Source organism: Dyella agri (assembly GCF_044904705.1).
Taxonomy (GTDB): Bacteria; Pseudomonadota; Gammaproteobacteria; order Xanthomonadales; family Rhodanobacteraceae; genus Rhodanobacter_A; species Rhodanobacter_A agri.
Genome location: NZ_JADIKL010000004.1, coordinates 1 through 26,912 on the forward strand (window position 1 = coordinate 1; position 26,912 = coordinate 26,912).

Consider the following 26,912-nt stretch of genomic DNA (forward strand, 5'->3'; position numbering starts at 1 on the left):
GCGTATTGAACCAGGCCATTTCTCTTGGTTACTTCTCTTGACTCCGGGCATCCTGCCCTCCGCCCTTCGGGCCAGCTTCGCTGTTCGCCGCCGCTCCTGCGGCGGCGTGGGCCAGCAAAGAGAAGTGACTCGGGCGCCGCTAGGCGTCCGAAACCGCTCTGAAACTTCCGTCAGATGACCGAAACTGCTTCGTCGCTTGCGCAAGCAGCAAGCAAACCAGATCAGCCGAGCGCATCGCTGCGCTCAGCACCCAATCCTCAGTGAGTCCTGGCGTGCGCCGCCACCTTGCGCGTCTCGCGGGTCTGCAGCGCCACGCGCACCAGGTACACCACGATGGCTACGTTGCCAACCAGGGCGGCCAGTTTCAGCCAACCAAAGCGGTGCAAGGTTTCGTACAGCTCGATCGGGATCAGCGAGGCGGTGGCGATCACTGTGAACCATTCCGCCCAGTACTTGCCCATCAGCAGGCCTACGCCTTCGATGCCGAACAGCACGGCATAACCCAGCGCTACCAGGCCAACGGCCACGAAGCGGCTGGGGCCGAAGTCCTGCAGCATCGACACCATCCGCCAGCGCAGGCCGTTGCTGTCGGACAGCGACAGATGCTCCAGCCAGTGCACCAGCCGCTCGAAGTTCTGCTCGTGGTTGAGGTGGAACGCCGCTGCGGCGACCAGCAGCAGGCACACGGTCTTGATGATTTCGTAGGTCGCGATCACGCGCAGGCCGGCGCGGTGCGACGAGGTCCGCGGCGCGGGGCGCGCGGCGGGCTGGGCGACGGCGATGTTCTCGATCTCGGACATGGGCGTTCGGGCAGTCGGTCGGGCCATTGTTCCTGCCGCGGCATGAACGGACAGTGCGCAAAGACATGGGGGCTTTCCGGGGAATCCCCAAGCCGCAGGGATGCGGGGAGGCGCTCAGCCAGGCTGGCCGGCGCCGGCGACAGCCCGGGATCAGCAGCAGCGCCCGCCGCCGCCCTTGTAGCGGGCCTCCTGGCGCTCGCGGAAGAACTCGGCGTAGCTGGGCACCTTGCGCTCGGGGTGGTGTTCGCGCAGGTGCTTCACGTAGACCTCGTAGTCGGGCACGCCGCAGCAGAGGCGGACGGTTTGCACCGCCCGTTTCCGGAATGCCTGCAATCGCGCACGGATGTCCATCGTCAATGGGCCGCTGCGTCGGCCAGCGCTACGTAGGGTTCTTCGTTGGCGGTGGGGTGGTTGGTGCGCCAGGCCTTCACGAGGGCATTGAGGCAGAACAGCGTCATCGCCACCACCAGCGCCATGAAGATGGCGGTCATCACCATGTCCACGCGGTTGTTGGCGACGATCTGCTGCATCGCCGCCACGGTCTTGGCCGGTGCCAGCATCTGGCCGTTTGCCAGCGCGGCGGCGTACTTGTCCGCAGCGGCAGTGAAGCTGATCGGACCCACCAGCTTCTCGTAGCCGGCCGCCAACGTGCACACGATCAGCCAGATCGCCGGGATGCCCGGCACCCACACATAGCGCTCGCGTTTCAGTTTCACCACTACCACGGTGGCCAGCATCAGCGCGATCGCCGCCAGCATCTGGTTGGCGATGCCGAACAGCGGCCACAGCGTGTTGATCCCGCCCAGCGGATCGACCGCGCCCTGGTACAGGAAGTAGCCCCACAGCGCCACGCAGATCGCGGTGGCCAGCAAGTTGCCTACCCAGGACTCGGTAGCCTGCAGCGGCTTGTGGATGAGGCCGGCGATCTCCTGGATCATGAAGCGGCCCACGCGGGTGCCGGCGTCCACCGTGGTGAGGATGAACAGTGCCTCGAACAGGATCGCGTAGTGGTACCAGAACGCCATCATCCCCTCGCCGGGCAGGATGTTGTGCAGCAGTTGGGCCATGCCCACCGCCAGCGTCGGCGCGCCGCCGGCACGGCTGAGGATGCTCTGTTCGCCCACGTCCTTGGCCGTGCGGACCAGCTCGTCCGGCGTCACCACGAAGCCCCACTGGCTGATCGTCTGCGCCGCGTGCTCCACGGTGGTGCCGATGATCGCGCCCGGTGCGTTCATCGCGAAGTACACGCCAGGGTGCAGCGAGACGGCCGCCACCATCGCCATGATCGCCACGAAAGCCTCCATCAGCATGCCGCCGTAGCCGACCATGCGCGCCTGGCCCTCGTTCGCCAGCAGCTTAGGCGTGGTGCCCGAGGCGATGATCGAATGCCAGCCAGACACCGCGCCGCAGGCAATGGTGATGAACAGGAACGGGAACAGATTGCCCTGGAACACCGGGCCGCTGCCGTCGATGAACTTGGTCACGGCCGGCATTTGCAGCATCGGCGCGGCGAGGAAGATCGCCAGCGCCAGCAGCGCGATGGTGCCGATCTTGAGGAAGGTGCTGAGGTAGTCGCGCGGCGCCAGCAGCAGCCACACCGGCAGCACCGAGGCGCAGAAGCCGTAGCCGATCAGCCACCAGGCCAACGCCTTCGCGCCGAGATCGAAGATCGGCCCCAGCGCGGCCGAGTCGGCCACGAACCGGCCGGCCCAGATCGCCAGCAGCAGCAACACCAGGCCGATGATGGATACCTCCAGGATGCGGCCCGGGCGCAACCAGCGCAGGTAGACACCCATCAGCAGCGCGATCGGAATGGTCATGGCCACGGTGAACGTGCCCCACGGGCTGTGCGTGAGCGCCTTCACCACCACCAGCGCCAGCACGGCCAGCACGATCATCATCAGCACCAGCACGCCGATCATCGCCACGATGCCGGGGATCGGGCCCAGCTCCTCGCGCAGCATGTGGCCGAGCGAACGGCCGTCACGGCGCAGCGAGAGGCCGAGAATCATGAAATCCTGCACCGCGCCGGCGAACACCACGCCGAACAGGATCCACATCGTGCCGGGCAGGTAGCCCATCTGCGCGGCCAGCACCGGACCCACCAGCGGGCCGGCGCCCGCGATCGCGGCGAAGTGGTGGCCGAACACCACCCACTTGTCGGTGGGCACGTAATCCAGGCCATCGTTGCGCAGCACCGAAGGCGGCGCGCGGCTGGGATCGAGCCGCAGCACCTGGTGCTCGATGAACTTGCCATAGAAGCGGTAGCCGATCACGAACACCGCGATCGACGCGGCCACCAGCCAGATCGCGTTGATCGGCTCGCCGCGGCGCAGGGCGACGACGCCCAGGCACCAGGCGCCCATGATGGCAATGGCGACCCAGAGGATCTTCGCCGCCGGGCCGGGTTTGACAGTTGCGCTGTGCATGCAGGGAACTCCCCTGTGGAACTCCCGGCAAGAGTCTCGCCGCGCGTGGTGGGGGTCAATGCCGTGCGGCTTAGCCTTTGGTCGAATGGGGGGCTTGTCGAACAGTCTTCCAGCGGGCCGAAGGATTCGGTATCCGCATGGCTCCGTTTGCGCCGGTCAGGCACTTGTGCGCCTGTGGCGGTGAACCATCTGTGATGCGATGGGCGCCACGGAATTCCCGCCGCGCGTTCATGTGCCGGCACGCCAGCGTCATGCCCGCTCCACTAAAGTGAACCGGCCACGTCACCCAGCCGAGGTTGCGATGATCCGCGAGATCCTGAAGATGGGCGACCCGCGCCTGCTGCGCGTGGCACCGCCGGTGCCCGACGCGATGATCGGCAGCGCGGAACTCGTTGCCCTGATCGATGACATGTTCGACACCATGCAGGACGCCGGCGGCGTAGGGCTCGCCGCGCCGCAGATCGGCGTCGACCTGCAGCTGGTGATTTTCGGCTTCGAGCACTCCGACCGTTATCCGGATGCGCCCGAGGTGCCGCGCACCGTCCTGCTCAACCCCGTCATCACGCCGCTGTCGCAGGACATGGAAGAAGGCTGGGAGGGCTGCCTCTCCGTGCCCGGCCTGCGCGGCGCGGTGAACCGCTACAGCCTGATCCGCTACCAGGGCGTCGATCCCAGGGGCGAGCCGATCGACCGCCGCGCCGAGGGTTTCCATGCCCGCGTGGTGCAGCACGAGTGCGATCACCTGATCGGCCGGCTGTATCCCTCGCGCATCACCGACTTCAGCAAGTTCGGCTACATCGAAGTGCTGTTCCCGGGGATGGATGTGGCGGACGAATAAGGCGCGCGGCGCGGCTTCAGAGTTCCATCAGGTCGCGCCCGACGACCACGCGCCCCTTGAAGTGCCGGGCTACCGCGTCGTGCCATACCGCGTCGGGCACGGGTGGGTTGCCGCCGGGTACGAAGTGGTTGAGCACCAAGGTCTTCACGCCGGCCTCGGTGGCGATGCGGCCGACCTGTTCGGTGCTGGTGTGGGCGGCGAGCAGGTGTTCGCGCAGCCGCACGGCGTTCGGCTCGCTGGCGATCAGCTTGTCCAGCGCCGGCAGATACATCACTTCGTGCACCAGCACATCGGCGCCGCGCGCCAGCGCCACCAGGTTCTCGGAGGGCCGCGTGTCGCCGGAGAACACGATGCTGCGGTCCGGGCAGTCGAAGCGATAGGCGAAGGCCGGCGACACCGGCGGATGCTGCACCAGCGCCGCGGTGACCTTGACCCGCGCGTCCTGCATCACCAGGCCCGCTTGTGTGATCTCGTGCGGCACGATCAGCGGCGCCAGCGGCGGGCGGCCTTCGTCGGCGATGCGGGTGCGGATGTCGTAGTCATTCATCTGCAGGAACAGCTGCGTCATCGCTTTCAGCGGCGGCGGTCCCCAGGTGTCGACCCTGCTGTGCAGCGGTCCCGACCAGGCCAGCAGCAACAGGTTGCCGTAATCGGCGTTGTGGTCGGAATGCTGGTGGGTGATGAACACATCGCGGATCGCGCCGAGGTCCAGTCCCGCCTCGGCCATCTGCCGCGCCACGCCGTTGCCGCAATCGATCACGTAGATCGCGTCGCCCACCACGATCGCGCTGGCCGGTGCGGCACGCGCTGCCTTGGGCGTGGGGCCGCCGGCGGTGCCGAGCAGGATCAGTCGCGAGCGGGATGACGCGTCTGCCGCCCGCGACAACGCGGGGAACGCGGCCATCGCCGCCGAGAACGCGCCCGCCTTCAACAGGCGGCGACGCGAGGGGTTGTCCGGTGTGGTCATGCGGCACCGTGGCATGGAACGGCGCCATCGCGTCGCGGCTGGGCATCGATGGCGCTGGCAGTGTAGCGCGCGACTTGCAAAGCTCAGCCGCTGGAGCTGCACGGACATGTCTGCGTGGGTTGATGGCCTTGCCACGCGTCGCGCCATGCCGCCACCATCGCGTTTCGACATGGAAGGGACAGGGTGCATGCGCGACACGGTACGTTCGGCGGAAACGGCAGCTGCGAATGCGCGCAATCCAGGCATCGACCTGCTGCGTGGCCTGGCGATCGTGCTGGTGGTGTTCAACCACCTCGGAATACGCATCCCGCTGGAGAAGAGCGCACTGGCCAGGGTCGTGCCGACCTGGTTGCTGAACCGGCTCAACTGGAACGGCTACGAGGCCGTGTACGTGTTCTTCGTGATCTCCGGGTTCCTGATCACGGGCAATGCGCTGCGCCGCTGGGGCAGTCTCGCGGCCATCGACGCGCGCGCCTTCTACGCGCGGCGCTTCGCGCGCATCGTGCCGTGCCTGCTGGCCTTGCTGGCGGTGTTGAGCGTGCTGCACCTGCTGGGCGTGACGGACTACGTCATCCACCGGTCCGGGCAATCGTTGCCGGGCGCGCTGCTATCGGCGCTGGGCCTGCATCTGAACTGGTACGAGGGGCGCACCGGCTACCTGCCGGGTTCGTGGGATGTGCTGTGGTCGTTGTCGATCGAGGAGGCGTTTTACCTTGGCTTCCCGCTGGCCTGTCTGCTGCTGCGCCGGCATGCGCTGCTGGTGCCGCCGCTGGCGCTGCTTGCGTTGTCGCTGCCCTGGACGCGCGCCGCGCTGCACGGCAACGAGATCTGGCTGGAGAAGGCGTATCTGCCAGGCATGGCGGCGATCGCCACCGGCGTGCTCGGCGCCTTGCTGGCCGATGCCTGGCAGCCACCGCGCCGCACCGTCGCGATGCTGGGCTGGCTCGGCGCCACCGGCCTGGGCGCGGTGCTGCTGGACGGCGGTGCGCTGTGGCACTTCCTGCGCGACGGCTACATGCTGGTCCTCACGTTCTCCGCCTTGTGCCTGCTGCTGTGCTGCCAGTGGCGTTCCGGCGATGGCGCCAGGCCGCCGCTGCGCGGTTTCGGCTGGCTGCGGTCATGGGGTCGGATGAGCTACGAGATCTACCTCACCCACATGTTCGTGGTGCTCGCCGCGATACGCACATACCGCGCCTGGGGCGGCGATCCGGCGCATGGCTGGCTGTGGTACCCGCCGGCGCTGGGGCTGTGCTGGCTGTTGGGGTTGGCGGTGGAACGCCTGCTGTCCATGCCGTGCGAGCGATGGCTGCGCTCGCGGCTGATGAATGCTGCGCCGGGCGGCCGCATGGATGCGCAGCCAGCCTCATCGCGTAGATGCCGCTTCCAGCATGGAAGCCTGACCGCGACTGAACGCAAGGACGCGGCGACCTCAAGAACAGCTTGTCCAGGCCGATAATGCGGCCATGACGTCGCATGAATTTCATCCTTGTACCGGTACTGTCACAAGTACTGGTGCAGGCACGCACATGCCTGTGCGTGCCGGGCGCCGCGTGAACCAGATGTCCGGTCATGGGTCCCCGAGGACATGAGTCATTACAGCAAGCCGCCATCCGGCAACACCGTGGACTGGAACCATCCGGAGCTCCAGTCGCTGCTCAACAAGACCGAAGGCTGGAGCCTGGACAACCGGGGCGTGCACTCGCCCAGGGCCTGCGAACTGCACATCGGCTGGGGCGCCAGCACGGGCCGGCACGCCACCCTGGTCTACGAGCGCGAAGGGGTGATGGTGGTCGAGACGCAGTTCGCCATACCCAAGGGCGAGCATGTGCGCGTGGATCGCATCCAGGCGGGCGCGTTGCGCTCGAGCTGGGGCACCGTGGTGGACGGGCGCGAGGGTTTCCGCGCCGAGGATCGCGCCAACGGCATCTACGTGCACTGGGTGCACGTGCGCTGAGTTGCCGACAAGCCGTCGCGGCGCTGCGCCGCCTCAGCGGTTGCGCAGGCTGCGCCCGTAGGCGTGCACCTCATCCACCAGCACGCGCACGTGGTCGGGATCGACTTCCGGCGTGATGCCGTGGCCGAGGTTGAACACGTGGCCGGGGTGGTTGCCGTAGCTGTCGAGCACGGCACGCGCCTCGCGGCGGATCACCTCGGGGCTGGCGCGCAGGATCGCCGGGTCGAGGTTGCCCTGCAGCGCCACCTTGCCGGCCACTGCACGGCGGGCATCGGCCAGGTCGATCGTCCAGTCCACGCCCAGCGCGGCGCAGCCTGAATCCGCCATCTCGGCGAGGTGTGCGCCGGCGCCTTTGGAGAACAGGATCAGCGGCAGCTCGCGAGCGTGCGGGTCGGCCTTGAGCGCGGCCACGATCTGCGTCATGTAGCGCAGCGAGAATTCCCGGAACGGCGCGGGGCCGAGCAGGCCGCCCCAGGTGTCGAAGACCATCAGTGCCTGCGCGCCGGCCGCGGCCTGCGCCGCGAGGTACGCGGCCACGCTGCGGGCCAGCACGGCCAGCAGCTGGTGGGCGAGTTGCGGCGCGTTCCAGCACATCGCCTTCAGCGTGGCGAAGTCGCGCGAGCCGCTGCCTTCCACCATGTAGCAGGCCAGCGTCCACGGGCTGCCGGAAAAGCCGATCAGCGGTACGCGGCCGGCCAGTTCGCGGCGGATCAGCCGCACCGCATCCATCACGTAGCGCAGCTCGCCATCCATGTCGGGCACGGCCAACCGCGCGATGTCGGCGGCCGAGCGCACCGTGCGCGCGAATTGCGGACCCTCGCCATGGGCGAAGGAGAGGCCCAGGCCCATCGCATCGGGGATGGTGAGGATGTCGGAGAACAGGATCGCCGCGTCGAGATCGAAGCGCTGCAGCGGCTGCAGCGTCACCTCGCAGGCAAACTCCGGGTTCTGCGCCAGGCCCATGAAGCTGCCGGCGCGCTCGCGGGTGGCGCGGTATTCGGGAAGGTAGCGGCCGGCCTGGCGCATCACCCAGATCGGCGTGGTATCGACGGGTTCGCGCCGCAGCGCACGCAGGAAGCGGTCGTTCTTCAACGGTGCATTCATCGTCCGTAGGGGCCTTCCAGACCTTGCGCGAACATCACCCGGTAGCCGCGCTTGAGCTGGGCGTCGCGGGTTTTCTCGAACGCGGCGATGGCTGCGTCGCGCTCCAGGAACTGTTCGCGGCGCAGCGTGGCCTTGCCGCCCTGGTGGCCCGTCTCGCGGTACAGCGTCCAGCCGCCGAGCAGATCCTGCTCCAGCACGATCTGGACGTAGCGTGGCGGCTCGGCGCTGCCGGGCAGGTTTTGCAGGTAGAGGCGCATGGATGGCGTGGCGTCGAACGTGGACCGGCCTATCGCCGGTACCTACAGTTTATTAGGAGCCGACCCCGCTTTGTAGGAGCGCACCCTGTGCGCGAACGTCGCAGAGCGGACAATCGCGCGCGGGGCGGCGCTCCTAGCGTGGAGCGATGGCCTCGTGCAGCACGGCCAGTACCTGCGCCTCGGCCACCCCGCCCACGATTTCGGCTTCGCCGATGCTGCGCCACAGGATCAGCCGCAGCTTGCCGGCAGTGTTCTTCTTGTCCAGCCGCATCAGCGCCAGCAGCTGCTGTGCGTCCATGCCGGCCGGAACCGCCACGGGCAGGCCGAGCTTTTCCAGCAGGCGTTGCAGGCGCGCGGTGTCGTCGGCGGCCGCCATGCCCAGGCGCTCGGAAAGCCGCGCGGCCAGCAGCATGCCCACGGCCACGCCCTCGCCGTGCAGCAAGGTGGCGTAGCGGCCGGCGGTTTCCAGCGCGTGGCCGAAGGTATGGCCGAGGTTGAGCAGGGCGCGCTCGCCTTGTTCGGTTTCGTCGCGCGCCACCACGCCGGCCTTGTAGCGCACCTTGCGCGCGATCGCCTCGGCCACGGCGTCGTCGTCGCGGGCGGCCAGCGCGTCGGCGTGTGCCTCCAGCCAGGCGAAGAACGGCTCGTCGCCGATGGCCGCGCCCTTGACCACTTCGGCCAGTCCGGCGCGGTATTCGCGCACGGGTAGGGTCGTGAGCGTGTCGATGTCGGCCACCACCGCACGCGGCTGGTGGAAGGCTCCCACCAGGTTCTTGCCGGCCGGCAGGTTCACGCCGGTTTTGCCGCCTACCGAGGAATCCACCATCGCCAGCAAGGTGGTGGGCATCTGGATGAAGTCGATGCCGCGCATCCAGCAGGCTGCGCTGAAGCCGGCGAGGTCGCCCACCACACCGCCGCCCAGCGCGATCACGCAGGCGTCGCGGGTGGCGCCGAGCCCGGCCAGCGCGGCCAGTACGCGCTCCACGTTGGCAAAACTCTTGTGCGCTTCGCCGTCGTCGAGCAGGAAGCTCGACCAGTCGAGGCCATCCAGCCCCTGCGCCACGCGCTCCAGGTACAGCGGCGCCACCGTGGTATTGCTCACCACCAGGGCGTGGCGGCCGCGCAGCATGGTGCGCCAGCGCGCGTGGTCGCCGAGCAGGCCGCGGCCGATCCAGACCGGGTAGCTGCGCGCGCCGAGGGTGACGTCGATGGTGGTGGGGCTGCTTGCGTTCATGCGGTGGGCGAGGGTGTGGGGAGGGAGTGGCGTTGCCAATGCAGGTCGATCAGCGCAACGGCCTGCGCGCTGGTCGCCACGACGCCGTGGGTCGGGGGCAATACCAGGTCGGCGGTTTCGCGGTACAGCGGTTCGCGGACCGCCGCCATGGCCGCGAGGCGTGCGCGGCGGTCGACGCCGGCCAGCAGCGGGCGCTGGGTGTCGCGCGCCAGCCGCTCCAGTTGGTCCTCGATGCCGGCCTGCAGCCACAGTACGTAGCCGCGCGCCGCCAGCAGGGCGCGGTTGCGCGGATCGAGCACCGCGCCGGCGCCGGTGGCGAGCAGTACGCCTTCGCCGGCGCTGAACTCGTCCAGCAAGGTGCTTTCGCGTTGGCGGAAACCGGCTTCGCCCTCGATCGCGAACACAGTGTTCACGTCGGTGCCGGTGTGGCGCTCGATTTCGCGGTCGAGATCGACGAAGGCGAGGCCATAATGCGTGGCGAGCCGTCGGCCGAGCGACGTCTTGCCCGCGCCGGTCGGGCCGATCAGGAACAGATTGCGCGACGGATTCATGCGACAACTTTAACAGCAGGTGTTTGGATGGCCGAACGGATTTTGCTCGCCGGTTGCGGCGACCTGGGCATGCGGGTGGCAGCGCGCCTGCTGGCGCAGGGCGACGAAGTGTGGGCACTGCGACGCCGGCCGCCGGAGCAAACCCTGCCCGGGCTGCGCTGGCTGGGCGCCGACCTCGCCGCACCGCACAGTCTCGCCGGCCTGCCGGCGGGCATCACGCGGTTGGTGTACCTGCCTGCGCCGGACGCACGCGACAAGGCGGCGTACCGCACGCTGTTCGTGGACGGCCTGCGCCATCTGCTGCAGGCGCTGGACGGCGGTGCGCTGCGGCAGGTGCTGCTGGTGTCCTCCAGCGCGGTGTACGGCGAGCACGATGGCGACTGGGTGGACGAAGACACGCCGCCCGCGCCGCCGGGCTTCAACGGCGCGCTGCTGCTCGAAGCCGAACAATGGCTGGCCGCACAGGCCGTGCCGTCCACCGTGTTGCGCCTGGCCGGCCTGTACGGGCCGGACCGCCTGCAACTGGTCGAGCGCCTGCGCGCCGGTGTGCCGCGCGTGCCGCGCGCGCTGCCGCACTGGGCGAATCGCATCCATGTCGACGACGCGGCCACGGCGATCGTGCACCTGCTGCGGCTGCCCGCGCCGCTGCCGCTGTACCTGGGCGTGGACGATACCCCGCTGCCGCTGGACGAGCTGTACGACTTCCTCGCCCGGTTGATCGGTGCGCCATTGCCTGGCGAAGGTCCGGCGCCAGCCGGCGTAGGCAGCAAGCGCTTGAGCAATGCCCGCCTGCGGGCAAGCGGCTGGGTGCCTGGGTGGCCCGATGCACGCGACGGTTACGCGGCCTTGCTGGATACTTGAGCAAGGATGCGCACCCTTCACCGTTCGTGCTGAGCGCAGGACTGCGGGGAGGGAGTCGAAGGACTTCGGCCGCGGTCGCTTCGACGCCGCTTGCTTGCGCAAGCTACGCTCGGCGCGAACGGCGTCGAGGCCGGCGCCCCGGCTACCCCGAGCATGAGGAGAACACGCATGGCCAGTTTCCCGATCCCGCACGGCATGGTCACCACCGGCAACGACCTGCACGGTTATCGCGTGGTGCGCACGCTGGGCATCGTACGCGGCATCACGGTACGTTCGCGCAGCGTGGTGGGCAATATCGGCGCCGCGTTGCAGACCCTGGTGGGCGGCAACATCACGATCTACACCGAACTGTGCGAGAAGGCGCGCGAGGAGGCCTTCGAGCTGATGCTGCAGCATGCCGGCGCGATGGGCGCGAACGCGGTGATCGCGATGCGTTACGACGCCAACGACGTGGCCGAGGGCGTCACCGAGGTGTTGTCCTACGGCACGGCGGTGCAGGTGGAGCCGGCGGCCTGACGGCGGGCGCCGGCACCGGGTTCACGCATGCGTGAGCCCGGTCATGTGGCGATCGTCGTCGTACTCCACGCAACTGTCGGCAAGTGCCGGCAGGGTGGCCAGCGCGTGGCGGCTGAGCCGTTCGAAGTGGTGCAGGAAGCGCTCCATGGTGGACGCGTCCATCGCCAGCGGCGCGTGCCGAGCCAGCAGCTCCTCCTCGGTCTCGCCGCGCCAGCGGCGCACCACGTCCCAGTTCGGCGCCTGCAGCACGATCAGCGCGTCGAACTTGCGCCACAGCGGCTGGTAGCCGCGCAATTGCTTGTTGACCCAGTGGCGCCAGCTGCCGTCGGGGTCTTCCGTGCGCTCCAGCTCGTTCACCGGTTCATCCAGCGCGGCCTGCGACTGCGGCCGGATGCCGAGCGCCCAGCCTTCCACGATCACCAGCCGCGGCGGGCGGATGACGCGCTGCCAGCGCGAAGGCGGCATGCGGGTGTCGCGGCCCTTGTCGAAGCGCGGCCAGGATACCGGCAGCTTATCCGAGGCTTGCGGCAACGCAGCCAGCACCGAGAGCAGCAGCTCGATCTCGTGCGTGCCCGGCACGCCGCGGGTGCGCAGCAGCGGGTGGATCTCGTGGGCCATCAGCTCGCGGTCGCTGCGCGAGTAGTAGAAGTCGTCCAGCGACAGCACCTCGGTAGGCCAGCCGCGCGCCTCGGCCTGCGCTTTCATCTCGCGCGCCAGCGTGCTCTTGCCGCTGCCCTGCAGGCCGGACAGGCCGATGATGTAGGGGCGGCGCGAGCGGGCAATGCGCCCCGCGTACTGGTCCAGCAGGTGGCCGGCCAGTGAGGCGTTCGGGGCGGCGACGTGCGGCTTGCCGGCGCTCATCGGCGGCTTTCCGCTTCGGGTGGGCGCCGCCGGCCGTGGGCGCGGGCGGGGTGGGGGATTGGGTTAAGATGTACCGGCTTCATCCGCGTCATGATGGCGCGAGCGCGCCACGTTTCAAGGGAAAAGTTTCAAAGCCATGCTCAGCCCCGATATTCTGCAGACCTTCCGGCAACTGCTGGAGGAGGCGAAGGCCTCCGGCGACCCCGAGCCCACGGCGGTGAACCTGGCTAGCGTGGACGCCGACGGCCGCGTGGCCTCGCGCATCGTGCTGCTCAAGGGCGCGGACGAGCGCGGCCTGCGCTTTCACACCAATTACGACAGCGACAAGGGCGGCCAGCTGGCGGCGCATCCGCAGGTGGCGCTGTGCTTCCACTGGAAGCAGCTGCGTCACGGCGTGCAGGTACGCGTGGAGGGCGTGGCGCGCAAGCTGCAGGCGGAGGAATCCGACGCCTATTTCGCCACCCGCCCGCGCGGCAGCCAGGTCGGTGCCTGGGCCTCGCTGCAGTCGCAGACCCTGCCCGACCGCCACAGCTTCGACGAACGCGTGGCGCGCTACGAGCGCGAGTTCGAAGGTCGCGACGTGCCGCGCCCGCCGCACTGGGGCGGCTACCTGGTGGAGCCGGATATGGTCGAGTTTTGGTACGGCGCCGAGTTCCGCCTGCACGAGCGCGTGCGCTGGAGCCGGCACGGCCAGACCTGGACCCGTCGGCTGCTGTATCCGTGAGCAAGCGCGCGCCATGAGCCGTTCCGTGCCCGCCGAACATGCCGGGCAGCACGGTTTCGTGGTGCATACGCGTGGCCGCGGCTTCACCGAGATCACCGACAAGGTCGCCGACGTGGTGGCTGCCAGCAACGTGCACGTCGGCATCGCCCACGTGTTCTCCGCGCATACCAGCTGCTCGCTGCTGCTGAGCGAGAACGCCGATCCTACGGTGCGCGAGGACCTGGAACGCTGGCTGGCCCGCGCCGTGCCCGATGGCGATGCGATCTTCGAGCACGACGCCGAGGGTCCGGACGATATGCCGGCGCATGTGCGCGCCGTGCTCACCGGCGTCAGCCTGGTCGTGCCGGTGCACGGCGGCAAGCTGCAGCTGGGTACCTGGCAGGGGCTGTTCCTGTGGGAGCATCGCCGCGACCCGCACCAGCGCCGGGTCATCGTGACCGTGCTGGGTCACTGAGCGTGGTGGACCCTTACCCGCAGCGCATCGTCTGCCTCACCGAAGAACCCACCGAAGTGCTCTACGCGCTGGGCGAACAGCAGCGCATCGTGGGCATCTCCGGCTTCACCGTGCGACCGCCGCAGGCACGCAAGGAAAAACCCAGGGTCGCGGCGTTCACCAGCGCGAAGATCGGCGAGATCCTGAAGCTGGAACCAGACCTTGCGATCGGCTTCTCCGACATCCAGGCCGACATCGCCCGCGAGCTGATCAAGGCCGGCGTCGAGGTGTGGATCAGCAATCACCGCAGCGTGGACGGCATCGTCGCCTACATCCGCCGGTTGGGCGCGATGGTCGGCGCCCACGAGAAGGCCGAGGCGTACGCGCAGCGTGCGGAGCAGCACCTCGCCACGGTGCGCGCCGCGGCGGCGCAGTTGCCGCGCCGGCCGAAGGTGTACTTCGAGGAGTGGGACGAGCCGATCATCACCGGCATCCGCTGGGTGGCCGAGCTGATCCAGATGGCCGGCGGCGAGGACTGCTTCCCCGAGCTGGCGCGCGAACCGCTGGCGAAGCAACGCATCCTGCCGAACGGCGACGAGGTGGTGCGGCGGGCGCCGGACATCATCCTCGGCTCCTGGTGCGGCAAGCGCTTCCGTCCGGAGAAGGTGGCAGCGCGGCCGGGCTGGGACGCGGTTCCCGCGGTGCGCGACGGTGAGCTGCACGAGATCAAGTCGCCGATCATCCTGCAGCCGGGGCCGGCGGCGTTATTCGATGGCTTGGATGCGATTCATCGCATCATCGCGGCGTGGGCGGGGTGTCAGGGGTGATTTGCGGCAGCCCTCCCTAGTGAATCCCTCACCCTTCGGGAGAGGGTGCCGGCAGGCGGGTGAGGGTGCAGGCAGAGCGAGATGCTAGTGACTTGCGCAGGATGTCGGTAGCGCGCCTTGCCCGAACCCTCACCCCAACCCCTCTCCCAGAGGGAGAGGGGCTTAGAAGCAGATCACCAGACTTGCACGCGATCCTTGGCGTCGCGCCACATCGCCTGGCCGGGCTTGACGTCGAATGCCTGGTAGAAGTCCGGGATGTTCGACAGCGGCCCGTTCACGCGCCACTTGGCGGGGGCGTGTACGTCGCTGAGCAGGGATTGGCGCAGCATGGCGTCGCGCTCTTCGAAGATCCATCCCAGCGCATAGCCGAAGAAGAAGCGTTGCAGCGGCGTATAGCCGGCGATCTTCCCGCCCTTCTGGTATTCCGCGGTCTGCTTGAATGCATCCAGTCCGATCAGCACGCCGCCCAGGTCGGCCATGTTCTCGCCGAGGCTGGCGCTGCCATTGATGTGCAGGCCGGGCAGCGGCTCGTAGGCATCGAACTGCTTCACCAGCACGTTGGCGCGCTGGGTGAATTTCTGCGCGTCGTCCTTCGTCCACCAGTCGGCGAGGTTGCCCTTGGCGTCGAACTGGCGGCCTTCGTCGTCGAAGCCGTGGGTGATCTCGTGGCCGATGGTCGAAGCGGCGGCGTAGCCGTATACGACCGCATCATCGATTTCATCGTCCTGGAAGCCCGGGACCATGAACTGCGCGGCAGGCAGCACGATCTCGTTGTTCGACGGGTTGTAGTACGCGTTGTAGGTCTGCGGCGTCATGTCCCATTCGCTGCGGTCGACCGGCTTGCCGAACTTCGACACCTGGTCGTTGAACGCCCAGCGTCGCGCGTTCATCTCGTTCTGCGCCCAGGAATCGCGGCCGATCTGCAGTGCGGAGTAATCCTTCCACTTGTCCGGATAGCCCACCTTCTTGGTCACCGCAGCGAGCTTTTCCAGCGCCTTGGCCTGGGTGGCAGGGCTCATCCAGTCCAGCTTCTTGATGCGTGCGCCGTAGGCGTTGCGGATCGCCTCGACCAGGTCGTTGTAGCGCTGCTTGGCCTTCGCGGGGAAATAGTCCTGCACGTAGATGCGGCCGAGGATCATGCCGATGGCGCCGTTCTCCGCGCGCAGCGCCCGCTTCCAGCGCGGCTGCTGTTCCTGCTGGCCGGTGAGCGCGCGGCCGTAGAAGTCGAAGTGCTCGTCGTCGAAAGGCTTGCTGAGCGTGGCGGCATAACCGTCCACGAGATGTACGCGCAGGTAGTCGCGCAGCACCGGCACCGGCGTCTGCGCGAGCAATTTCTGCAGGCCGCCGAAGAACTCGGGCTGGCCGACGATGACGTAGGACGGGTCCAGCTTCCACGCTTGCAATTGCTGGTTCCACGCGACGCCCGGCGTGTACTTGCGGGTCAGCTCGGCGGGAGACATCTTGTTGTAGTTCTTCTGCGGGTCGCGCAGGTCGGCCAGCGGACGCGACACCTTGGCCAGGGCGGTCTCGAAGGCCATCACCTTGTCGGCGCTGGCGCTAGCCGCGGCGTCGTTCTCGCCCAGCAGCTTGAACATGTGCTGCAGATGCGCGACGTAAGCCGCGCGCACCTTGGCCACACCGGCCTCGGTGTTGAAGTAGTAGTCGCGCTCAGGCAGACCCAGTCCGCCCTGGCTCAGGTGGACCGCCATCACGTCGCTCTGCTTCTCGTCCTGCTGCACGCCGAAGTCGAACAGCGCATCGATGCCCAACGGCTGCAGCGCGAAGGCTTCGTCGAGCGCGCCCGGCGCGTCCTTGATGGCGTCGATGCGGTCAAGCTCCGGCTTCAGCGGCGCCAGGCCCTGGCGTTCGGCCAGGCCGTCGTCCATCGCTGTGCTCCAGAAATCGCCGATCTTCTGCTCGTCGCTGCCCGCCGCGGCGTCCTTCTTGGCAGCGGCATCCTCGCTGATCTTGCGCAGCTTGCCGTACAGCTCTTCCTGCACCAGCTTGCCGATGCCCCAGGTGGCTTCGGAGGCGGGGATGGGGTTCTTCTTCAGCCAGGCGCCGTTCGCGTAGCTGAAGAAGTCGTCGCCGGGATTCACCGAGCTGTCGACGTTCGCGGCCACTACGTCCGCCTTCGCCGCGGGCGCCGCCGCTGCCGTCGCGGCGCTGGCCGGGGCGGTGGAGGCTGCCGGAGCGGCGGAATTCGATGCCTGCGGCGGCGTGGCGTTGCTGCAGGCGCCGAGGGCGATGGCGACGGACGCGGCCAGCAGGCAGCTGGCCAGGCGGTGGGGGTTCGCTTTCATGCACGGGATTCCGGAAGAATGTCGGCGCATGCTAGCGGATCGGGGGATGGCCGGACCGGCGTGGGAGGCGTGACTTCCGACGTGGGTCAGCCCACCAGCGCCAGCTTCATCCCGAGGTCGAGCAGCGGCGCCGCCACCAGGACGCGCGCCAGCAGCAGGCCGATGATCACCACCGTCGGCGAAAAATCGATCATGCCCACCACCAGCCGCCCACGCAGCGGCCGCAGCAAGGGATCGACGATGACGCCGAGCAGACGCTGCAGTGGCTGGCGCTGGTCCGGGGCGAACATGCTCATCAGCGACCAGCCGAACACCAGCACCAGGTAGAACAGCAGCGCGAAATCGAGCAGTTCGGCCAGCGACAGCACGACCAGGCCGGGGATGTGCGGCAGCAGCCCCATCAGCGAGAACAGCGCCAGCCGTTTCAGCAGCATCGCCAGCCAGGCCACCAGCAGCGCGGCGAGATTGATGCGCCGCCAGTTCCCCAGTACGCGGCGGATCGGCGCCAGCACCGGGTTGGTGGTGCGGTAGATGAACTGGCTAAGCGGATTGTGGAAGTCGGCGCGGCAGGCCTCGGCGGCGAGGCGTAGCAGGAACAAGGTGGCGACGGCGTCGAAGGCGAGTTCGACCAGCAGCGCGAGGGCGTTCACGAGGTAGCTCACGAGGCCTCCTGGTCCAGTGCGGCAGCCAGTTCCGCGCCGCGGCGGGTGGCGGCGGCGACGGCGCGTGCGGTGATGCGCGGCAGGCCGTCGGCGGCGAAGCTTTCCAGCGCGGCCTGGGTGGTGCCGTTCGGCGAGGTGACGCGGCGGCGCAGTTCGGCGGGATCTTCGCCGCTTTCCACCAGCATGCGGCCGGCGCCGAGGCAGGTCTGCGCGGCCAGTGCGCGGGCGGTTTCGCGCGGCAGGCCCTGCGCCACGGCAGCCTCTTCCAGCGCCTCGACCAGGGCGAAGAAATAGGCCGGGCCGGAGCCGGACAAGGCGGTGACGGTGTCCATCAGCGCCTCGTCGTCGATCCAGCGGGTGAGCCCGGCCGCGGCCATGATGTGCTGCGCCTGCGCGCGCTGTGCCGGGCTGACCCGGCCGTTCGCGACCAGGCCGGTGGCGCCGGCGCCGATCAGTGCCGGCGTGTTCGGCATGCAGCGCACGATCGGCAGCGCGCCCAGCCAGCGTTCGAGCTGGTCCAGCCGCACGCCGGCGGCAATCGAGATCAGCAACGGGCGGCGACCCTGCAGCGCGATGCGCAGTTCCGCGTGCACCTTGGGCATCGCCTGCGGCTTCACCGCCAGCAGGATCACCTCGGCGTCGGCTGCGGCGAGCCGGTTCTCGGCGAAGGTCGCCACCCCGAAGTCGCGGCCCAACTGTTCGCGCGTTTCGGCCAGCGGCTCGGCCACGCGGATGTCGGCGGGCGCCAAGCCGGTGGCAAGCAGGCCGCCGATCAGGCTGCGGGCCATGTTGCCGCCACCGATGAAGGCGATGCGTGTCATGGGGGAACCCTGGATGATGGGGACGGCCGCATACCATAGAGCCTGTTCAAGGTCTCCGCCATGCCTTCGACTGCCCGCAAGGGGGAGGCCGAAGCCCGCACGGATACCGGGTGAAGCAAGCTTTGGTGACCGGGTGCGCAAACCATCGCGAAAGCTGGCCGCGCGGCCCGTGCCGCGAGTAGTATCGGCTCGCTGCAAGGGGGAGCCAGTGGCCGGGCCGCATTCGCGCATCGCGTCGCGCGCCGTGTCCATCCATCGCCTTTCCGCTGCAGCCATCGCCACAGCATCCTGACGACTGGTTGAGGGGAACCCCTGATGGACATCGCCGAACTGCTTGCCTTCTCGGTGAAGAACAAGGCATCGGACTTGCACCTTTCCTCCGGCCTGCCGCCGATGATCCGCGTGGACGGCGACGTGCGCCGCATCAACATCCCGCCGCTGGAGCACAAGCAGGTGCATTCGCTGGTGTACGACATCATGTCGGACAAGCAGCGGCGCGACTATGAAGAGTTCCTGGAGACCGACTTCTCGTTCGAGATCCCGGGCCTGGCGCGCTTCCGCGTCAACGCGTTCACCCAGAACCGCGGCTCCGGTGCGGTGTTCCGTACCATTCCGTCCGAGGTGCTCACGCTGGAGGACCTCGGCTGCCCGCGCATCTTCAAGGAGTTGATCGAGCAGCCGCAGGGCCTGATCCTGGTGACCGGCCCGACCGGCTCGGGCAAGTCGACCACGCTGGCGGCGATGGTCGACCACATCAACAAGAACGAATACGGGCACATGCTCACGATCGAGGACCCGATCGAGTTCGTGCACACCTCGCAGAAGTGCCTGGTCAACCAGCGCGAGGTGCATCGCGACACGCACGGCTTCAACGAGGCGCTGCGCTCGGCGTTGCGCGAAGACCCGGACTACATCCTGGTGGGCGAGTTGCGCGACCTGGAGACGATCCGCCTGGCGCTGACCGCCGCGGAAACCGGCCACCTGGTGTTCGCCACCGTGCACACCAGTTCGGCGGCGAAGACCATCGACCGCATCATCGACGTGTTCCCCGCCGGCGAGAAGCCGATGGTGCGCTCGATGCTGTCCGAATCGCTGCGCGCGGTGATCTCGCAGTCGCTGCTGAAGAAGACCGGCGGCGGGCGCATGGCGGCGCACGAGATCATGGTGGGCGTCCCGGCGATCCGTAACCTGATCCGCGAGGACAAGGTGGCGCAGATGTATTCGGCGATCCAGACCGGCCAGCAGTTCGGCATGCAGACGCTGGACCAGAACTTGCAGGACCTGGTCAAGCGCGGCCTGGTGTCGCGGCAGGAGGCGTACGCTTACGCCAAGAACAAGGACCTCTTCAGGTAAGCGGCAACGCGCGGAATCGCGGTACCGCGGCCGTTCCACCGATTTGCGTCTCCCGGAGGAGACAAGACCATGAGCGACTTCGATTTCACCTCATTCCTCAAGCTGATGGTGCACAAACAGGCGTCGGACCTGTTCATCACTGCCGGCGTCGCGCCGTCGATGAAGGTGCAGGGGCGCATCGTGCCGATCACGCAGAGCCCGCTGTCCATCCAGCAGTCGCGCGACATGGTGCTCAACGTGATGACGCCCTCGCAGCGCGAGGAGTTCGAGAAGACCCACGAGTGCCAGTTCGCGATTTCCGCGCAGGGCGTGGGGCGCTTCCGCGTGTCGTGCTTCTACCAGCGCAACTGCGTGGGCATGGTGCTGCGCCGGATCGAATCGAAGATCCCGACCATCGAGGAGCTGAGCCTGCCGGCGGTGATCAAGCAGCTGGCGATGACCAAGCGCGGCATCATCATCTTCGTCGGCGGCACCGGCACCGGCAAGTCGACGTCGCTGGCGTCGATGATCGGCTACCGCAACCAGAACTCGACCGGCCACATCATCACCATCGAGGACCCGATCGAGTACGTACACAAGCACGAAGGCTGCATCATCACCCAGCGCGAGCTGGGCATCGACACCGACAGCTGGGACAACGCGCTGAAGAACACCCTGCGCCAGGCGCCCGACGTGATCATGATCGGCGAAGTGCGCACGCGCGAGACGATGGAGCACGCGATCAATTTCTCCGAAACCGGCCACCTGTGCCTGTGCACGCTGCACGCGAACAACGCCAACCAGGCGATGGACCGCATCCTGCACTTCTTCCCGGAGGATCGCCGCCAGCAGCTGTTCATGGATCTGTCGCTGAACCTCAAGGGCGTGGTGGCGCAACAGCTGATCCCGACGCCGGACGGCAAGGCGCGCCGGGTGGCGGTGGAGATCCTGCTAGGCACGCCGCTGGTGCAGGACTACATCCGCCAGGGCGAGATCCACAAACTCAAGGACGTGATGAAGGAATCCAACCTGCTCGGCATGAAGACCTTCGACCAGAGCCTGGTCGAGCTCTACCACGCCGGCGAGATCAGCTACGAGGACGCGCTGCGCCACGCCGACAGCTCGAACGAGGTGCGCCTGCGCATCAAGCTGGCGCAGGGCGGCGACGCGCACACGCTGTCGCAGGGTCTGGAGGGCGTGGAGGTGGAGCAGCCCCGCGGCGGCGACAGCTTCGGCGGCGGCCTGCTGCAGCGCTGACGTCCCGCCGGATGTCCCGGAAATGAAAAAGGCGCCCATCGGGCGCCTTTTTCGTTCGCCGTCGCGGCGGCTTACTTCAGCGTGGTATGGCTGGTGACTACGATGCCGCTGTCGTCCACGTGCAGCTCGGCGTCGATGCTGTCCACGCGCTGCGCCTGCGCTTCCAGCGCGGTGAATTGCGCCTTGGAGCGGGCTGCGTCGGCGGCGGCCTGGGCGGCCTCGTCAGCCGGTGCGGCCTCGCCATTGATCGTGGGCTCGTCGCTCTTGCTCATCTCGGCGGCGGCGGCGGCGAGGCTGTCGGACTTCATCTCCATGAACTTCAGCCAGTCCAGGTACATCGCGCCGCTCAGGTGCATGCGCGCCATCTGGCCGGGTTCGCCGGACGGATCGCGCAGCGTGCCCGCCAGCTTGGCATCCTCGCCGGCGCCGATGCCCAGCGCGAGCGCCTTGTCGCCCGTAGCCAGCCACGCCGGTTCGCCGAGCATGGTGATCACGTCCTGCGGCAGCGACACCGGCGCGGCGTTCGCGGCCGGCTTCAACTTGGCCAGCGCGGGCACCATCATCTGACCGGTGGCGAGCAGGCCGGCGGGATCGCTGGTGCCCAGCACGATGCGGCCGGTGAAGTCCGGCAGGCTGCTGGTCTTGTCCGCACTCAGCGTGTCCAGCGCGAGGCGGATGCCGAGCAGGTTGCCGAATGGCGGGATCGCGGCCTTCGGCATCGCCTCGCCGAGCTTGGCGAAGCTGTCATTGAGATCGACCAGCATCGGGCAGGTGAACGGCTTGGCCGCCACTGCGTCGGCCTGGGCCGACCAGAAGCTGCGCAGCGTGGCCACCGGCAGCGCGAGGCTCAGGTCGAACGGCGCCGCGCTGGCGCCGCTGCCCAGGCCGGGCAGCTCCACCTTGAGGCCGCTGAAGACCTTGCTGATGTCCTCGGCCAGCGCCACGTCCAGGCGGCCGTCCTGGTGCTTGGCGTCCAGCCGGGTGTAGCCGAAGCTCAGCGACGGCATGCGCGCGGCGATGCGGCTGGCTTCGGGAGCACAGTCCGGCGAGCTCTTCAGCAGGTTCGCCACCGGTTCGCCGGTCTTGGCCGATTCGGCGCCGGCGTGGGCTTTCTCGATGGCGGCGATCAGCGGGTCGCTGCCGGAAATCACCAGCCGCAGCGCCCGGGTGAGGTCGAGCTGGCCGACCAGCCACTTCGCATAACCCTTGTCCTTGGCCAGCGTGGTGAGGCGGTCGTCGTCCTGCAGGCTCTTGGACGGGCGATCCAGACCCAGGGTCTGGCGCAGCAGCGGCATGGCGGCATCAGCCGGAAGTATCGCCGCCACCATCTGCTTGCCGACCACGGCGAGGATCAGTTCGGTGCCGGAGGCGGCGAACACCTGATGACGGTAACTCTGCGCACCGATCGCAGCGGTGTCGAGCTTCTTGCCGTAGGCGGTTTCCATCCGGCCCACGAAGCCCTCGAAGGCCTTGGGGTCGGCGAGTTCGACGCGCAGCACCGGCGCCATGCCTTCGCCGTAAAGCGCGAAGCGGCCCTTGAGGTCGAAGCCGGTGGATTTGGTGAAATCCTCTACGGTCTTGTTGTTCTTGTATTCGGCCGCAAAGGCCCGCACCAGGCGCGCGGCATCGGGGTCGTTGGCTTGCAGGCGGGTGGCGAACGCTTCCATCTGGGCGACCTGCGACGGCAGCTGCAGGTCGGCCTGCGCGAGCAGCGCGCGGCGCGTATCGTCGTCCAGCGCGGCCAGATTGGCGGCCGCATACGGCGTATCCGCCGGCACAAAGGCCAGCGGCGCGTTCTTGTCCTTGTGCGAGCAGGCTGCGAGCGCGACGCAGGCCAGTCCCAGCGCGATGAAGCGCGTCCTCGATTGCATGGTGTTCCCCGATGGTGGATGCCGCGTGCGCATTATGCCCGCATTGCGGCTTGCTGCGGTGCAAAACGGACGGCCATCCGGCCGTCCGCAAAGGGTTCCGGCTTGCCGGAAAGCGCGCTCAGCGCGCCAGCAGCTCGGCCAGCACAGCCATGCGCACGAACACGCCGTTGGCCACTTGTTCGAGGATGCGCGACTGCGCGCCGTCGGCCACGTCGTCGGCGATCTCGATGCCGCGGTTGAGCGGGCCGGGGTGCATCACCAGGCAACCCTTCGCGGCGCGCTTCAGGCGACGCTGGTCGAGGCCGTACTGGCGGAAATAGGCCGCTTCGTCGGGCAGGTCGGTGGCGGCCATGCGCTCCTTCTGCAGGCGCAGCATGATCGCCACGTCGGCGCCCTCGATGGCGCTGTCGAAATCCTCGGTGTAGCGGCACTGCGGGAACTCGGCAGCGTCCGGCAGCAGGGCGGCGGGGCCGCACAAGCGGATCTCGCCGACGCCCAGCGCGGCGAGCGCATGCACGTCCGAGCGCGCCACGCGCGAATGGCGGATGTCGCCGCAGATCGTCACCACGAGGTTTTCGAAATCCGGCCGGTGCTGGCGGATGGTCAACGCGTCGAGCAGGCCCTGGGTGGGGTGGGCGCGGTTGCCGTCGCCGGCGTTGACCACCGACACGCCGCTCATCGCGTGGCGCACCAGCTCCTCCGGCGTGCCGGAGACCTTGTGACGCACCACGATCGCGTCCAGGTGCATCGCCTCCAGCGTGTGCAAGGTGTCGTACAGCGCCTCGCCCTTGGCGGTGGAGGAGAAGCCGATGTCGAAGTTGATGACGTCGGCGCCGAGCCGGCGGGCGGCCAGTTCGAACGAGGTGCGCGTGCGCGTGGACGGCTCGAAGAACAGGTTGAGCACGGTGCGGCCGGCCAGCGTGTCCAGCTTGCGGGTGCCGTGCGCGCAGGCGTCGCGCAGGGCGATGGCGCGGTCGAGCAGGCGTTCCACGCTGGCGCGCGGCAAGTGTTCCAGCGTGGTGAGGTGGCGCAGGCGTGGGCTCATGGCAGGGCAGCGGAAGTGGGGGAGTCGGAAAAGGAGGGTGGTTCGGCCAGCCAGCGTTCGAGGATCACGGCGGCGGCCTCGGCGTCGATGGCGGCGGCATCGCGGCGCCGTTTCAGTCCGGCCGCGCGGGCGGTGGCGAAGCGGCGCGCGGCTTCCTGCGAGCTGTGGCGTTCGTCCACCAGCGCCACCGGAGTGCCGTAGCGCGCCTGCAGCTGCCCGGCGAAGCGGCGGGCGCGGCGCGTGGCGGGCTGCTCGCCGCCGTCCAGGGTGAGCGGCAAGCCCACCACCAGAGTCTCGGGCAGCCATTGCGCGCGCAGCGCATCGAGCGCGGGCCAGTCGGGTGCGCCGTCGCGCATCGCCACGGTGCCCAGTGCGCGGGCGCTGGCGGTGAGCCGGTGACCCACGGCGATGCCGATCAGTTTGCTGCCGACGTCGAAGCCGAACGCGCAGCCGCTCATGCGTGGCCCGCGTAGCCGGTGAGCTGCATCGGGTCGACGCCAACCAGGCCGGCGGCGGCGCTCCAGCGGTCCTCCAGCGGGGTGTCGAACACCACCCGTTCGCAGGCTTCGGCGGTGAGCCAGGCGTTCGCCATCAGCTCTTGTTCCAGCTGGCCGGCATCCCAGCCCGCGTAGCCCAGCGCCATGATCGCCTGGCGCGGGCCTTCGCCGGCGGCCATCGCCACCAGGATGTCGCGCGAGGTGGTCACCGACCAGGCGGCGTTGATGCGGTAGCTCGATTCCCAGTGACCGGGCTCGCGGTGCAGCACGAAGCCGCGCTCCTGCTGCACCGGGCCGCCGATCAGCACCGGCGCGTCGGCCAGTTCCAGGTCGTTGCATTCCAGTTTCATCTGCGCGAGCACGTCGCCGAAGCGGTACTGCGAGAGCTGGTTTACCAGCAGTCCCACCGCGCCTTCCTCGCTATGCTGGCAGAGCAGGGCCACGCCGCGCGAGAACGGCGGTTCGGCCAGTCTCGGCATGGCGATCAGAAAGTGGCCGGTGAGGGTGGGCGGTTCGGTGCGGCTCATGCGCGCATTGTAAGCCCGCGGCAGAGCGGCGGGATGAATTGGGTGCATCGGTGCCGCGCGCGCCGGGACTGCCGGCTGCCGGAGTCGGCGGTCCGGCAATGTCTATTTGCTGGTCATCACGCCGCCGGGCAGGAACTGCCAGGTGCGGGTGATGTAGAGCTCGTCCACCTTCGCCTCGGCGGGCAGCGGCGGGAACGGCGCGGCCAGCCGCACAATGCGCTCGGCGGCGGCGTCCAGCAGCGGCTGGCCGGAGCTGCGGATCACGTCGATGCTGTGGATACTGCCGTCGCGGTTGATCCCCACGTTGAGCAGCAGGTCGCCGTGCAGCTCGCGGCGGCGCGCCTCTTCCGGATAGTTGAGGTTGCCCACCCGTTGCACGCGGTCCGACCAGCCGCGCATGTAGGCGGCATAGACGTATTCGCGGGTGTTGGCCGAGATGTATTTCTTGCGCGGGCGCTTGGCGTAGGCCTCGGTCTGATTGCGCAGTTCGGCGGCGAGCTGCGCCATTTCCTGCTGGCGGCGCAGTTCCTGGGCGGTCGGCGCTTCCTGTGGCTGCACCTCGGTCCGTGCGGTGTCGCTGGCCACGCTGAAGCGGCTCTGCCCGCTGGTGGTGACCATGCGCTGCGGCGTGGCCTCGCGCGGTTGCGGGGTGGCCGCGGCCACCATCTGCTCGGCGGTGCCGGGATCGGGTTTGGGCAGGGCGCCGGAGAACGGCTGCGACGGCCGCGCGGCGTGATCGCTCTGGCCGCCGCCCTGGTTGTTCGCCTGGGCCAGGAAATCGGCCTTGTCCGGCATCTCGCGATTGGCCACGTTGACCAGGGTCACGTCCAGCGTGGGCAGGCCGGGCGTGGATTTGGCGAAATGGAAGGTGATGCCCAGCAGCAGCACGCCATGCAGCAGCAGCGAAAACAGCAGGGTCGCGCCGATCGGATCGGCGGCGGGGCGTGCGGCGGCGGAACTCACGGAGCAGTTTTCTCGAGGGCGTCGAACAGCAGGCCTGCGATATTAAGGCCGAATTGCGCGTCCAGTTCGCGCGCGCAGGTCGGCGATGTGACGTTGATCTCGGTGAGCCAGTCGCCGATCACGTCCAGGCCGACGAAGCGCAGGCCGCGCTTGCGCAGCTCCGGCGCCACCTGGGCGGCGATCCAGCGGTCGCGCTCGCTCAGCGGCACGCCTTCGCCGCGGCCGCCGGCGGCGAGGTTGCCGCGGAATTCGTCGCCCTGCGGGATGCGCGCCAGCGCGTAGGGCACGGGTTCGCCGTCGATCAACAGGATGCGCTTGTCGCCCGCGCTGATCGCCGGGATGAACTTCTGCGCGATGGCAAAGTGCCGGCCTTCGCCGTGCGGGCCACCGGCCAGCAGGGTTTCCAGCATGGAGTTGAGGTTGCTGTCGCCGGCCTTCACGCGGAAGATGCCGCGCCCGCCCATGCCGTCCAGCGGCTTCAGCACCGCTTCGCCGTGTTCGGCCACGAAACGGCGCAGCTCGGCGGGATCGCGCGAGACCAGGGTGGGCGCGCAGCATTGCGGGAACTGCAGCGCGAACAGCTTTTCATTGCAGTCGCGCAGTGCCCGCGGATCGTTCACCACGTTCACGCCGCCGCGCTGCGCGGCTTCCAGCACCATGGTGTCGTAGATGAACTGGGCGTCGACCGGCGGGTCCTTGCGCATCAGCACCACGTCCAGTTCGCGCAGGTCGCGCCACTGCGCCTCGCCGAGGCTGAACCAGTCGTGCGCGTCATCGCGTACCGCGAGCGGGCGCAGGCGCGCCCACGGCACCCCGTCGCGCAGCGCCAGGTCGCCTTGCTCCATGTAGTGCAAGGCATGGCCGCGGCGCTGCGCCTCCAGCAACATGGCCAGGCTGGTGTCCTTGGCCGGCTTGATCGCGCCGATGGGGTCCATCAGCACGGCGACCGAAAGCGACATCATGATTCTCCACGGCAAGGTTTTGCGGCGCGGCGCGCCGGCAACGGAACGGCGATGTTCGCCCACGCGGCCGGTTGCGACAAGCGCGGCAGCTATTCCGGTGCCGCGGAAGGTTCAAGGCTGCCGATGAGGGTCACATTGCGTGCTGCAAGGACGCTTTGCAACGCGATTGTTGCTTGACGCGATGGCGGGCAGGCAGTAAACAACGAGGCCTGTACATCCCGCCGCAGAGCGGGTGTTGCGGGTCGCGATACTGGGTTGTCTTGTCATGTGCACCGGCGGCATGCTTGTTGCCTGCTTTGGTGGTTGTCCTGGGCCC

General features: G+C 68.5%; 28 protein-coding genes. 10 read left to right on the plus strand and 18 right to left on the minus strand.

The window, feature by feature from the left end; all coding sequences use genetic code 11:
• Positions 1–257: 257 nt before the first annotated feature.
• The 3 genes from ISP14_RS07755 to ISP14_RS07765 form a co-directional block, all read right to left on the minus strand.
• Complete coding sequence (locus tag ISP14_RS07755; protein ID WP_404537845.1) at positions 258–800, minus strand: DUF2127 domain-containing protein; 543 nt, start codon at positions 798–800, stop codon at positions 258–260.
• Positions 801–950: 150 nt separating this feature from the next.
• Positions 951–1,151, minus strand: a complete 201-nt coding sequence (locus ISP14_RS07760; protein ID WP_404537847.1) for a YbdD/YjiX family protein — start codon at positions 1,149–1,151, stop codon at positions 951–953.
• 2 nt (positions 1,152–1,153) lie between these two features.
• Positions 1,154–3,229, minus strand: a complete 2,076-nt coding sequence (locus tag ISP14_RS07765) for a carbon starvation CstA family protein (protein ID WP_404537849.1) — start codon at positions 3,227–3,229, stop codon at positions 1,154–1,156.
• 301 nt (positions 3,230–3,530) lie between these two features.
• On the opposite strand from ISP14_RS07765, the gene def reads away from it, so the two are divergent.
• On the plus strand, positions 3,531–4,067 hold the full coding sequence (gene def / locus ISP14_RS07770) for a peptide deformylase (protein WP_404537851.1): 537 nt from the start codon (positions 3,531–3,533) through the stop codon (positions 4,065–4,067).
• 16 nt (positions 4,068–4,083) lie between these two features.
• On the opposite strand, the gene ISP14_RS07775 is transcribed toward def, so the two are convergent.
• A complete protein-coding gene (locus tag ISP14_RS07775; RefSeq protein ID WP_404537854.1) occupies positions 4,084–5,034 on the minus strand; it encodes an MBL fold metallo-hydrolase in 951 nt (316 codons plus the stop codon).
• Positions 5,035–5,221: 187 nt separating this feature from the next.
• Between ISP14_RS07775 and ISP14_RS07780 the strand changes: the two genes are divergently transcribed.
• Positions 5,222–6,490, plus strand: a complete 1,269-nt coding sequence (locus ISP14_RS07780; protein WP_404537856.1) for an acyltransferase family protein — start codon at positions 5,222–5,224, stop codon at positions 6,488–6,490.
• Positions 6,491–6,619: 129 nt separating this feature from the next.
• A complete protein-coding gene (locus ISP14_RS07785; RefSeq protein WP_404537858.1) occupies positions 6,620–6,988 on the plus strand; it encodes a hypothetical protein in 369 nt (122 codons plus the stop codon).
• A 33-nt stretch (positions 6,989–7,021) separates the two neighbouring features.
• Here ISP14_RS07785 and hemE read toward each other — a convergent pair whose 3' ends face one another.
• The 4 genes from hemE to ISP14_RS07805 form a co-directional block, all read right to left on the minus strand.
• Positions 7,022–8,092, minus strand: coding sequence for a uroporphyrinogen decarboxylase (gene hemE / locus ISP14_RS07790; protein WP_404537860.1), 1,071 nt, complete (start codon positions 8,090–8,092; stop codon positions 7,022–7,024).
• Entirely contained in the window at positions 8,089–8,349 is a 261-nt protein-coding gene (locus ISP14_RS07795) for a hypothetical protein (RefSeq protein WP_404537862.1), read from the minus strand. Before ISP14_RS07795 ends, hemE begins: the two co-directional genes overlap by 4 nt.
• Before the next feature lie 133 nt (positions 8,350–8,482).
• Complete coding sequence (gene aroB, locus ISP14_RS07800; RefSeq protein ID WP_404537864.1) at positions 8,483–9,583, minus strand: 3-dehydroquinate synthase; 1,101 nt, start codon at positions 9,581–9,583, stop codon at positions 8,483–8,485.
• The gene (locus ISP14_RS07805; RefSeq protein WP_404537866.1) at positions 9,580–10,134 is read right to left on the minus strand and encodes a shikimate kinase; all 555 of its coding nucleotides are present in this window, start codon (positions 10,132–10,134) and stop codon (positions 9,580–9,582) included. Before ISP14_RS07805 ends, aroB begins: the two co-directional genes overlap by 4 nt.
• A 27-nt stretch (positions 10,135–10,161) precedes the next feature.
• Here ISP14_RS07805 and ISP14_RS07810 point away from each other — a divergent pair, with 27 nt between their 5' ends.
• Both ISP14_RS07810 and ISP14_RS07815 read left to right on the plus strand, forming a co-directional pair.
• Positions 10,162–10,995 (plus strand): NAD-dependent epimerase/dehydratase family protein, encoded by an 834-nt coding sequence (locus ISP14_RS07810; protein WP_404537868.1) that lies wholly within the window; start codon positions 10,162–10,164, stop codon positions 10,993–10,995.
• A 168-nt stretch (positions 10,996–11,163) separates the two neighbouring features.
• Positions 11,164–11,511, plus strand: a complete 348-nt coding sequence (locus ISP14_RS07815) for a YbjQ family protein (protein ID WP_404537870.1) — start codon at positions 11,164–11,166, stop codon at positions 11,509–11,511.
• A 21-nt stretch (positions 11,512–11,532) separates the two neighbouring features.
• On the opposite strand, the gene ISP14_RS07820 is transcribed toward ISP14_RS07815, so the two are convergent.
• The gene (locus tag ISP14_RS07820; RefSeq protein ID WP_404537872.1) at positions 11,533–12,372 is read right to left on the minus strand and encodes a kinase; all 840 of its coding nucleotides are present in this window, start codon (positions 12,370–12,372) and stop codon (positions 11,533–11,535) included.
• Positions 12,373–12,508: 136 nt separating this feature from the next.
• Here ISP14_RS07820 and pdxH point away from each other — a divergent pair, with 136 nt between their 5' ends.
• Genes pdxH through ISP14_RS07835 form a run of 3 tightly spaced genes read left to right on the plus strand, consistent with a single transcriptional unit; the run spans position 12,509 to position 14,356 of the window.
• Positions 12,509–13,096: a pyridoxamine 5'-phosphate oxidase gene (gene pdxH / locus ISP14_RS07825; RefSeq protein WP_404537873.1), complete on the plus strand. Its 588-nt coding sequence runs from the start codon at positions 12,509–12,511 to the stop codon at positions 13,094–13,096.
• Between the two features lie 13 nt (positions 13,097–13,109).
• The gene (locus tag ISP14_RS07830; protein WP_404537875.1) at positions 13,110–13,550 is read left to right on the plus strand and encodes a secondary thiamine-phosphate synthase enzyme YjbQ; all 441 of its coding nucleotides are present in this window, start codon (positions 13,110–13,112) and stop codon (positions 13,548–13,550) included.
• Between the two features lie 2 nt (positions 13,551–13,552).
• Positions 13,553–14,356 (plus strand): cobalamin-binding protein, encoded by an 804-nt coding sequence (locus tag ISP14_RS07835; RefSeq protein WP_404537877.1) that lies wholly within the window; start codon positions 13,553–13,555, stop codon positions 14,354–14,356.
• A gap of 173 nt (positions 14,357–14,529) precedes the next feature.
• On the opposite strand, the gene ISP14_RS07840 is transcribed toward ISP14_RS07835, so the two are convergent.
• From ISP14_RS07840 to proC, 3 genes are all read right to left on the minus strand, one after another.
• Positions 14,530–16,659, minus strand: coding sequence for a M13 family metallopeptidase (locus ISP14_RS07840; protein WP_404537879.1), 2,130 nt, complete (start codon positions 16,657–16,659; stop codon positions 14,530–14,532).
• Positions 16,660–16,745: 86 nt separating this feature from the next.
• Positions 16,746–17,321, minus strand: coding sequence for a YggT family protein (locus ISP14_RS07845; protein ID WP_404537880.1), 576 nt, complete (start codon positions 17,319–17,321; stop codon positions 16,746–16,748).
• Entirely contained in the window at positions 17,318–18,142 is an 825-nt protein-coding gene (gene proC, locus ISP14_RS07850; RefSeq protein ID WP_404537882.1) for a pyrroline-5-carboxylate reductase, read from the minus strand. Before proC ends, ISP14_RS07845 begins: the two co-directional genes overlap by 4 nt.
• A gap of 315 nt (positions 18,143–18,457) precedes the next feature.
• Here proC and ISP14_RS07855 point away from each other — a divergent pair, with 315 nt between their 5' ends.
• Together ISP14_RS07855 and ISP14_RS07860 are read left to right on the plus strand one after the other, a co-directional pair.
• On the plus strand, positions 18,458–19,495 hold the full coding sequence (locus tag ISP14_RS07855; RefSeq protein ID WP_404537883.1) for a type IV pilus twitching motility protein PilT: 1,038 nt from the start codon (positions 18,458–18,460) through the stop codon (positions 19,493–19,495).
• A gap of 69 nt (positions 19,496–19,564) precedes the next feature.
• Positions 19,565–20,731 carry a PilT/PilU family type 4a pilus ATPase gene (locus ISP14_RS07860; RefSeq protein WP_404537885.1) on the plus strand — a complete coding sequence of 389 codons (1,167 nt, stop codon included), beginning with the start codon at positions 19,565–19,567 and terminating at the stop codon, positions 20,729–20,731.
• A 71-nt stretch (positions 20,732–20,802) separates the two neighbouring features.
• Here ISP14_RS07860 and ISP14_RS07865 read toward each other — a convergent pair whose 3' ends face one another.
• The 6 genes from ISP14_RS07865 to gshB all read right to left on the minus strand — a co-directional run bounded on the left by ISP14_RS07865 (position 20,803) and on the right by gshB (position 26,593).
• Positions 20,803–22,602, minus strand: coding sequence for a hypothetical protein (locus ISP14_RS07865; RefSeq protein ID WP_404537887.1), 1,800 nt, complete (start codon positions 22,600–22,602; stop codon positions 20,803–20,805).
• Positions 22,603–22,720: 118 nt separating this feature from the next.
• Positions 22,721–23,647, minus strand: a complete 927-nt coding sequence (locus ISP14_RS07870; protein ID WP_404537889.1) for an aspartate carbamoyltransferase catalytic subunit — start codon at positions 23,645–23,647, stop codon at positions 22,721–22,723.
• Positions 23,644–24,105 carry a Holliday junction resolvase RuvX gene (gene ruvX / locus ISP14_RS07875; protein WP_404537891.1) on the minus strand — a complete coding sequence of 154 codons (462 nt, stop codon included), beginning with the start codon at positions 24,103–24,105 and terminating at the stop codon, positions 23,644–23,646. Before ruvX ends, ISP14_RS07870 begins: the two co-directional genes overlap by 4 nt.
• Complete coding sequence (locus ISP14_RS07880; protein ID WP_404537893.1) at positions 24,102–24,671, minus strand: YqgE/AlgH family protein; 570 nt, start codon at positions 24,669–24,671, stop codon at positions 24,102–24,104. The genes ruvX and ISP14_RS07880 overlap by 4 nt, the downstream gene beginning before the upstream one ends.
• Before the next feature lie 102 nt (positions 24,672–24,773).
• The gene (locus ISP14_RS07885; RefSeq protein WP_404537895.1) at positions 24,774–25,634 is read right to left on the minus strand and encodes an energy transducer TonB; all 861 of its coding nucleotides are present in this window, start codon (positions 25,632–25,634) and stop codon (positions 24,774–24,776) included.
• Positions 25,631–26,593 (minus strand): glutathione synthase, encoded by a 963-nt coding sequence (gene gshB / locus ISP14_RS07890; RefSeq protein WP_404539146.1) that lies wholly within the window; start codon positions 26,591–26,593, stop codon positions 25,631–25,633. The genes ISP14_RS07885 and gshB overlap by 4 nt, the downstream gene beginning before the upstream one ends.
• Positions 26,594–26,912: the final 319 nt, after the last annotated feature.

Coding starts and splice junctions, on each gene's coding strand:
- aroB (WP_404537864.1), bottom strand. CDS start 9,583: ATGAACGCAAGCAGCCCCACCACCATCGACGTCACCCTCGGCGCGCGC.
- ISP14_RS07860 (WP_404537885.1), top strand. CDS start 19,565: ATGAGCGACTTCGATTTCACCTCATTCCTCAAGCTGATGGTGCACAAA.
- ISP14_RS07775 (WP_404537854.1), bottom strand. CDS start 5,034: ATGACCACACCGGACAACCCCTCGCGTCGCCGCCTGTTGAAGGCGGGC.
- ISP14_RS07855 (WP_404537883.1), top strand. CDS start 18,458: ATGGACATCGCCGAACTGCTTGCCTTCTCGGTGAAGAACAAGGCATCG.
- ruvX (WP_404537891.1), bottom strand. CDS start 24,105: ATGAGCGGCTGCGCGTTCGGCTTCGACGTCGGCAGCAAACTGATCGGC.
- hemE (WP_404537860.1), bottom strand. CDS start 8,092: ATGAATGCACCGTTGAAGAACGACCGCTTCCTGCGTGCGCTGCGGCGC.
- ISP14_RS07785 (WP_404537858.1), top strand. CDS start 6,620: ATGAGTCATTACAGCAAGCCGCCATCCGGCAACACCGTGGACTGGAAC.
- ISP14_RS07865 (WP_404537887.1), bottom strand. CDS start 22,602: ATGCAATCGAGGACGCGCTTCATCGCGCTGGGACTGGCCTGCGTCGCG.
- ISP14_RS07840 (WP_404537879.1), bottom strand. CDS start 16,659: ATGAAAGCGAACCCCCACCGCCTGGCCAGCTGCCTGCTGGCCGCGTCC.
- ISP14_RS07760 (WP_404537847.1), bottom strand. CDS start 1,151: ATGGACATCCGTGCGCGATTGCAGGCATTCCGGAAACGGGCGGTGCAA.
- ISP14_RS07880 (WP_404537893.1), bottom strand. CDS start 24,671: ATGAGCCGCACCGAACCGCCCACCCTCACCGGCCACTTTCTGATCGCC.
- ISP14_RS07765 (WP_404537849.1), bottom strand. CDS start 3,229: ATGCACAGCGCAACTGTCAAACCCGGCCCGGCGGCGAAGATCCTCTGG.
- ISP14_RS07830 (WP_404537875.1), top strand. CDS start 13,110: ATGAGCCGTTCCGTGCCCGCCGAACATGCCGGGCAGCACGGTTTCGTG.
- def (WP_404537851.1), top strand. CDS start 3,531: ATGATCCGCGAGATCCTGAAGATGGGCGACCCGCGCCTGCTGCGCGTG.
- ISP14_RS07755 (WP_404537845.1), bottom strand. CDS start 800: ATGTCCGAGATCGAGAACATCGCCGTCGCCCAGCCCGCCGCGCGCCCC.
- ISP14_RS07795 (WP_404537862.1), bottom strand. CDS start 8,349: ATGCGCCTCTACCTGCAAAACCTGCCCGGCAGCGCCGAGCCGCCACGC.
- pdxH (WP_404537873.1), top strand. CDS start 12,509: ATGCTCAGCCCCGATATTCTGCAGACCTTCCGGCAACTGCTGGAGGAG.
- ISP14_RS07780 (WP_404537856.1), top strand. CDS start 5,222: ATGCGCGACACGGTACGTTCGGCGGAAACGGCAGCTGCGAATGCGCGC.
- ISP14_RS07815 (WP_404537870.1), top strand. CDS start 11,164: ATGGCCAGTTTCCCGATCCCGCACGGCATGGTCACCACCGGCAACGAC.
- ISP14_RS07810 (WP_404537868.1), top strand. CDS start 10,162: ATGGCCGAACGGATTTTGCTCGCCGGTTGCGGCGACCTGGGCATGCGG.
- proC (WP_404537882.1), bottom strand. CDS start 18,142: ATGACACGCATCGCCTTCATCGGTGGCGGCAACATGGCCCGCAGCCTG.
- ISP14_RS07870 (WP_404537889.1), bottom strand. CDS start 23,647: ATGAGCCCACGCCTGCGCCACCTCACCACGCTGGAACACTTGCCGCGC.
- ISP14_RS07805 (WP_404537866.1), bottom strand. CDS start 10,134: ATGAATCCGTCGCGCAATCTGTTCCTGATCGGCCCGACCGGCGCGGGC.
- gshB (WP_404539146.1), bottom strand. CDS start 26,593: ATGTCGCTTTCGGTCGCCGTGCTGATGGACCCCATCGGCGCGATCAAG.
- ISP14_RS07820 (WP_404537872.1), bottom strand. CDS start 12,372: ATGAGCGCCGGCAAGCCGCACGTCGCCGCCCCGAACGCCTCACTGGCC.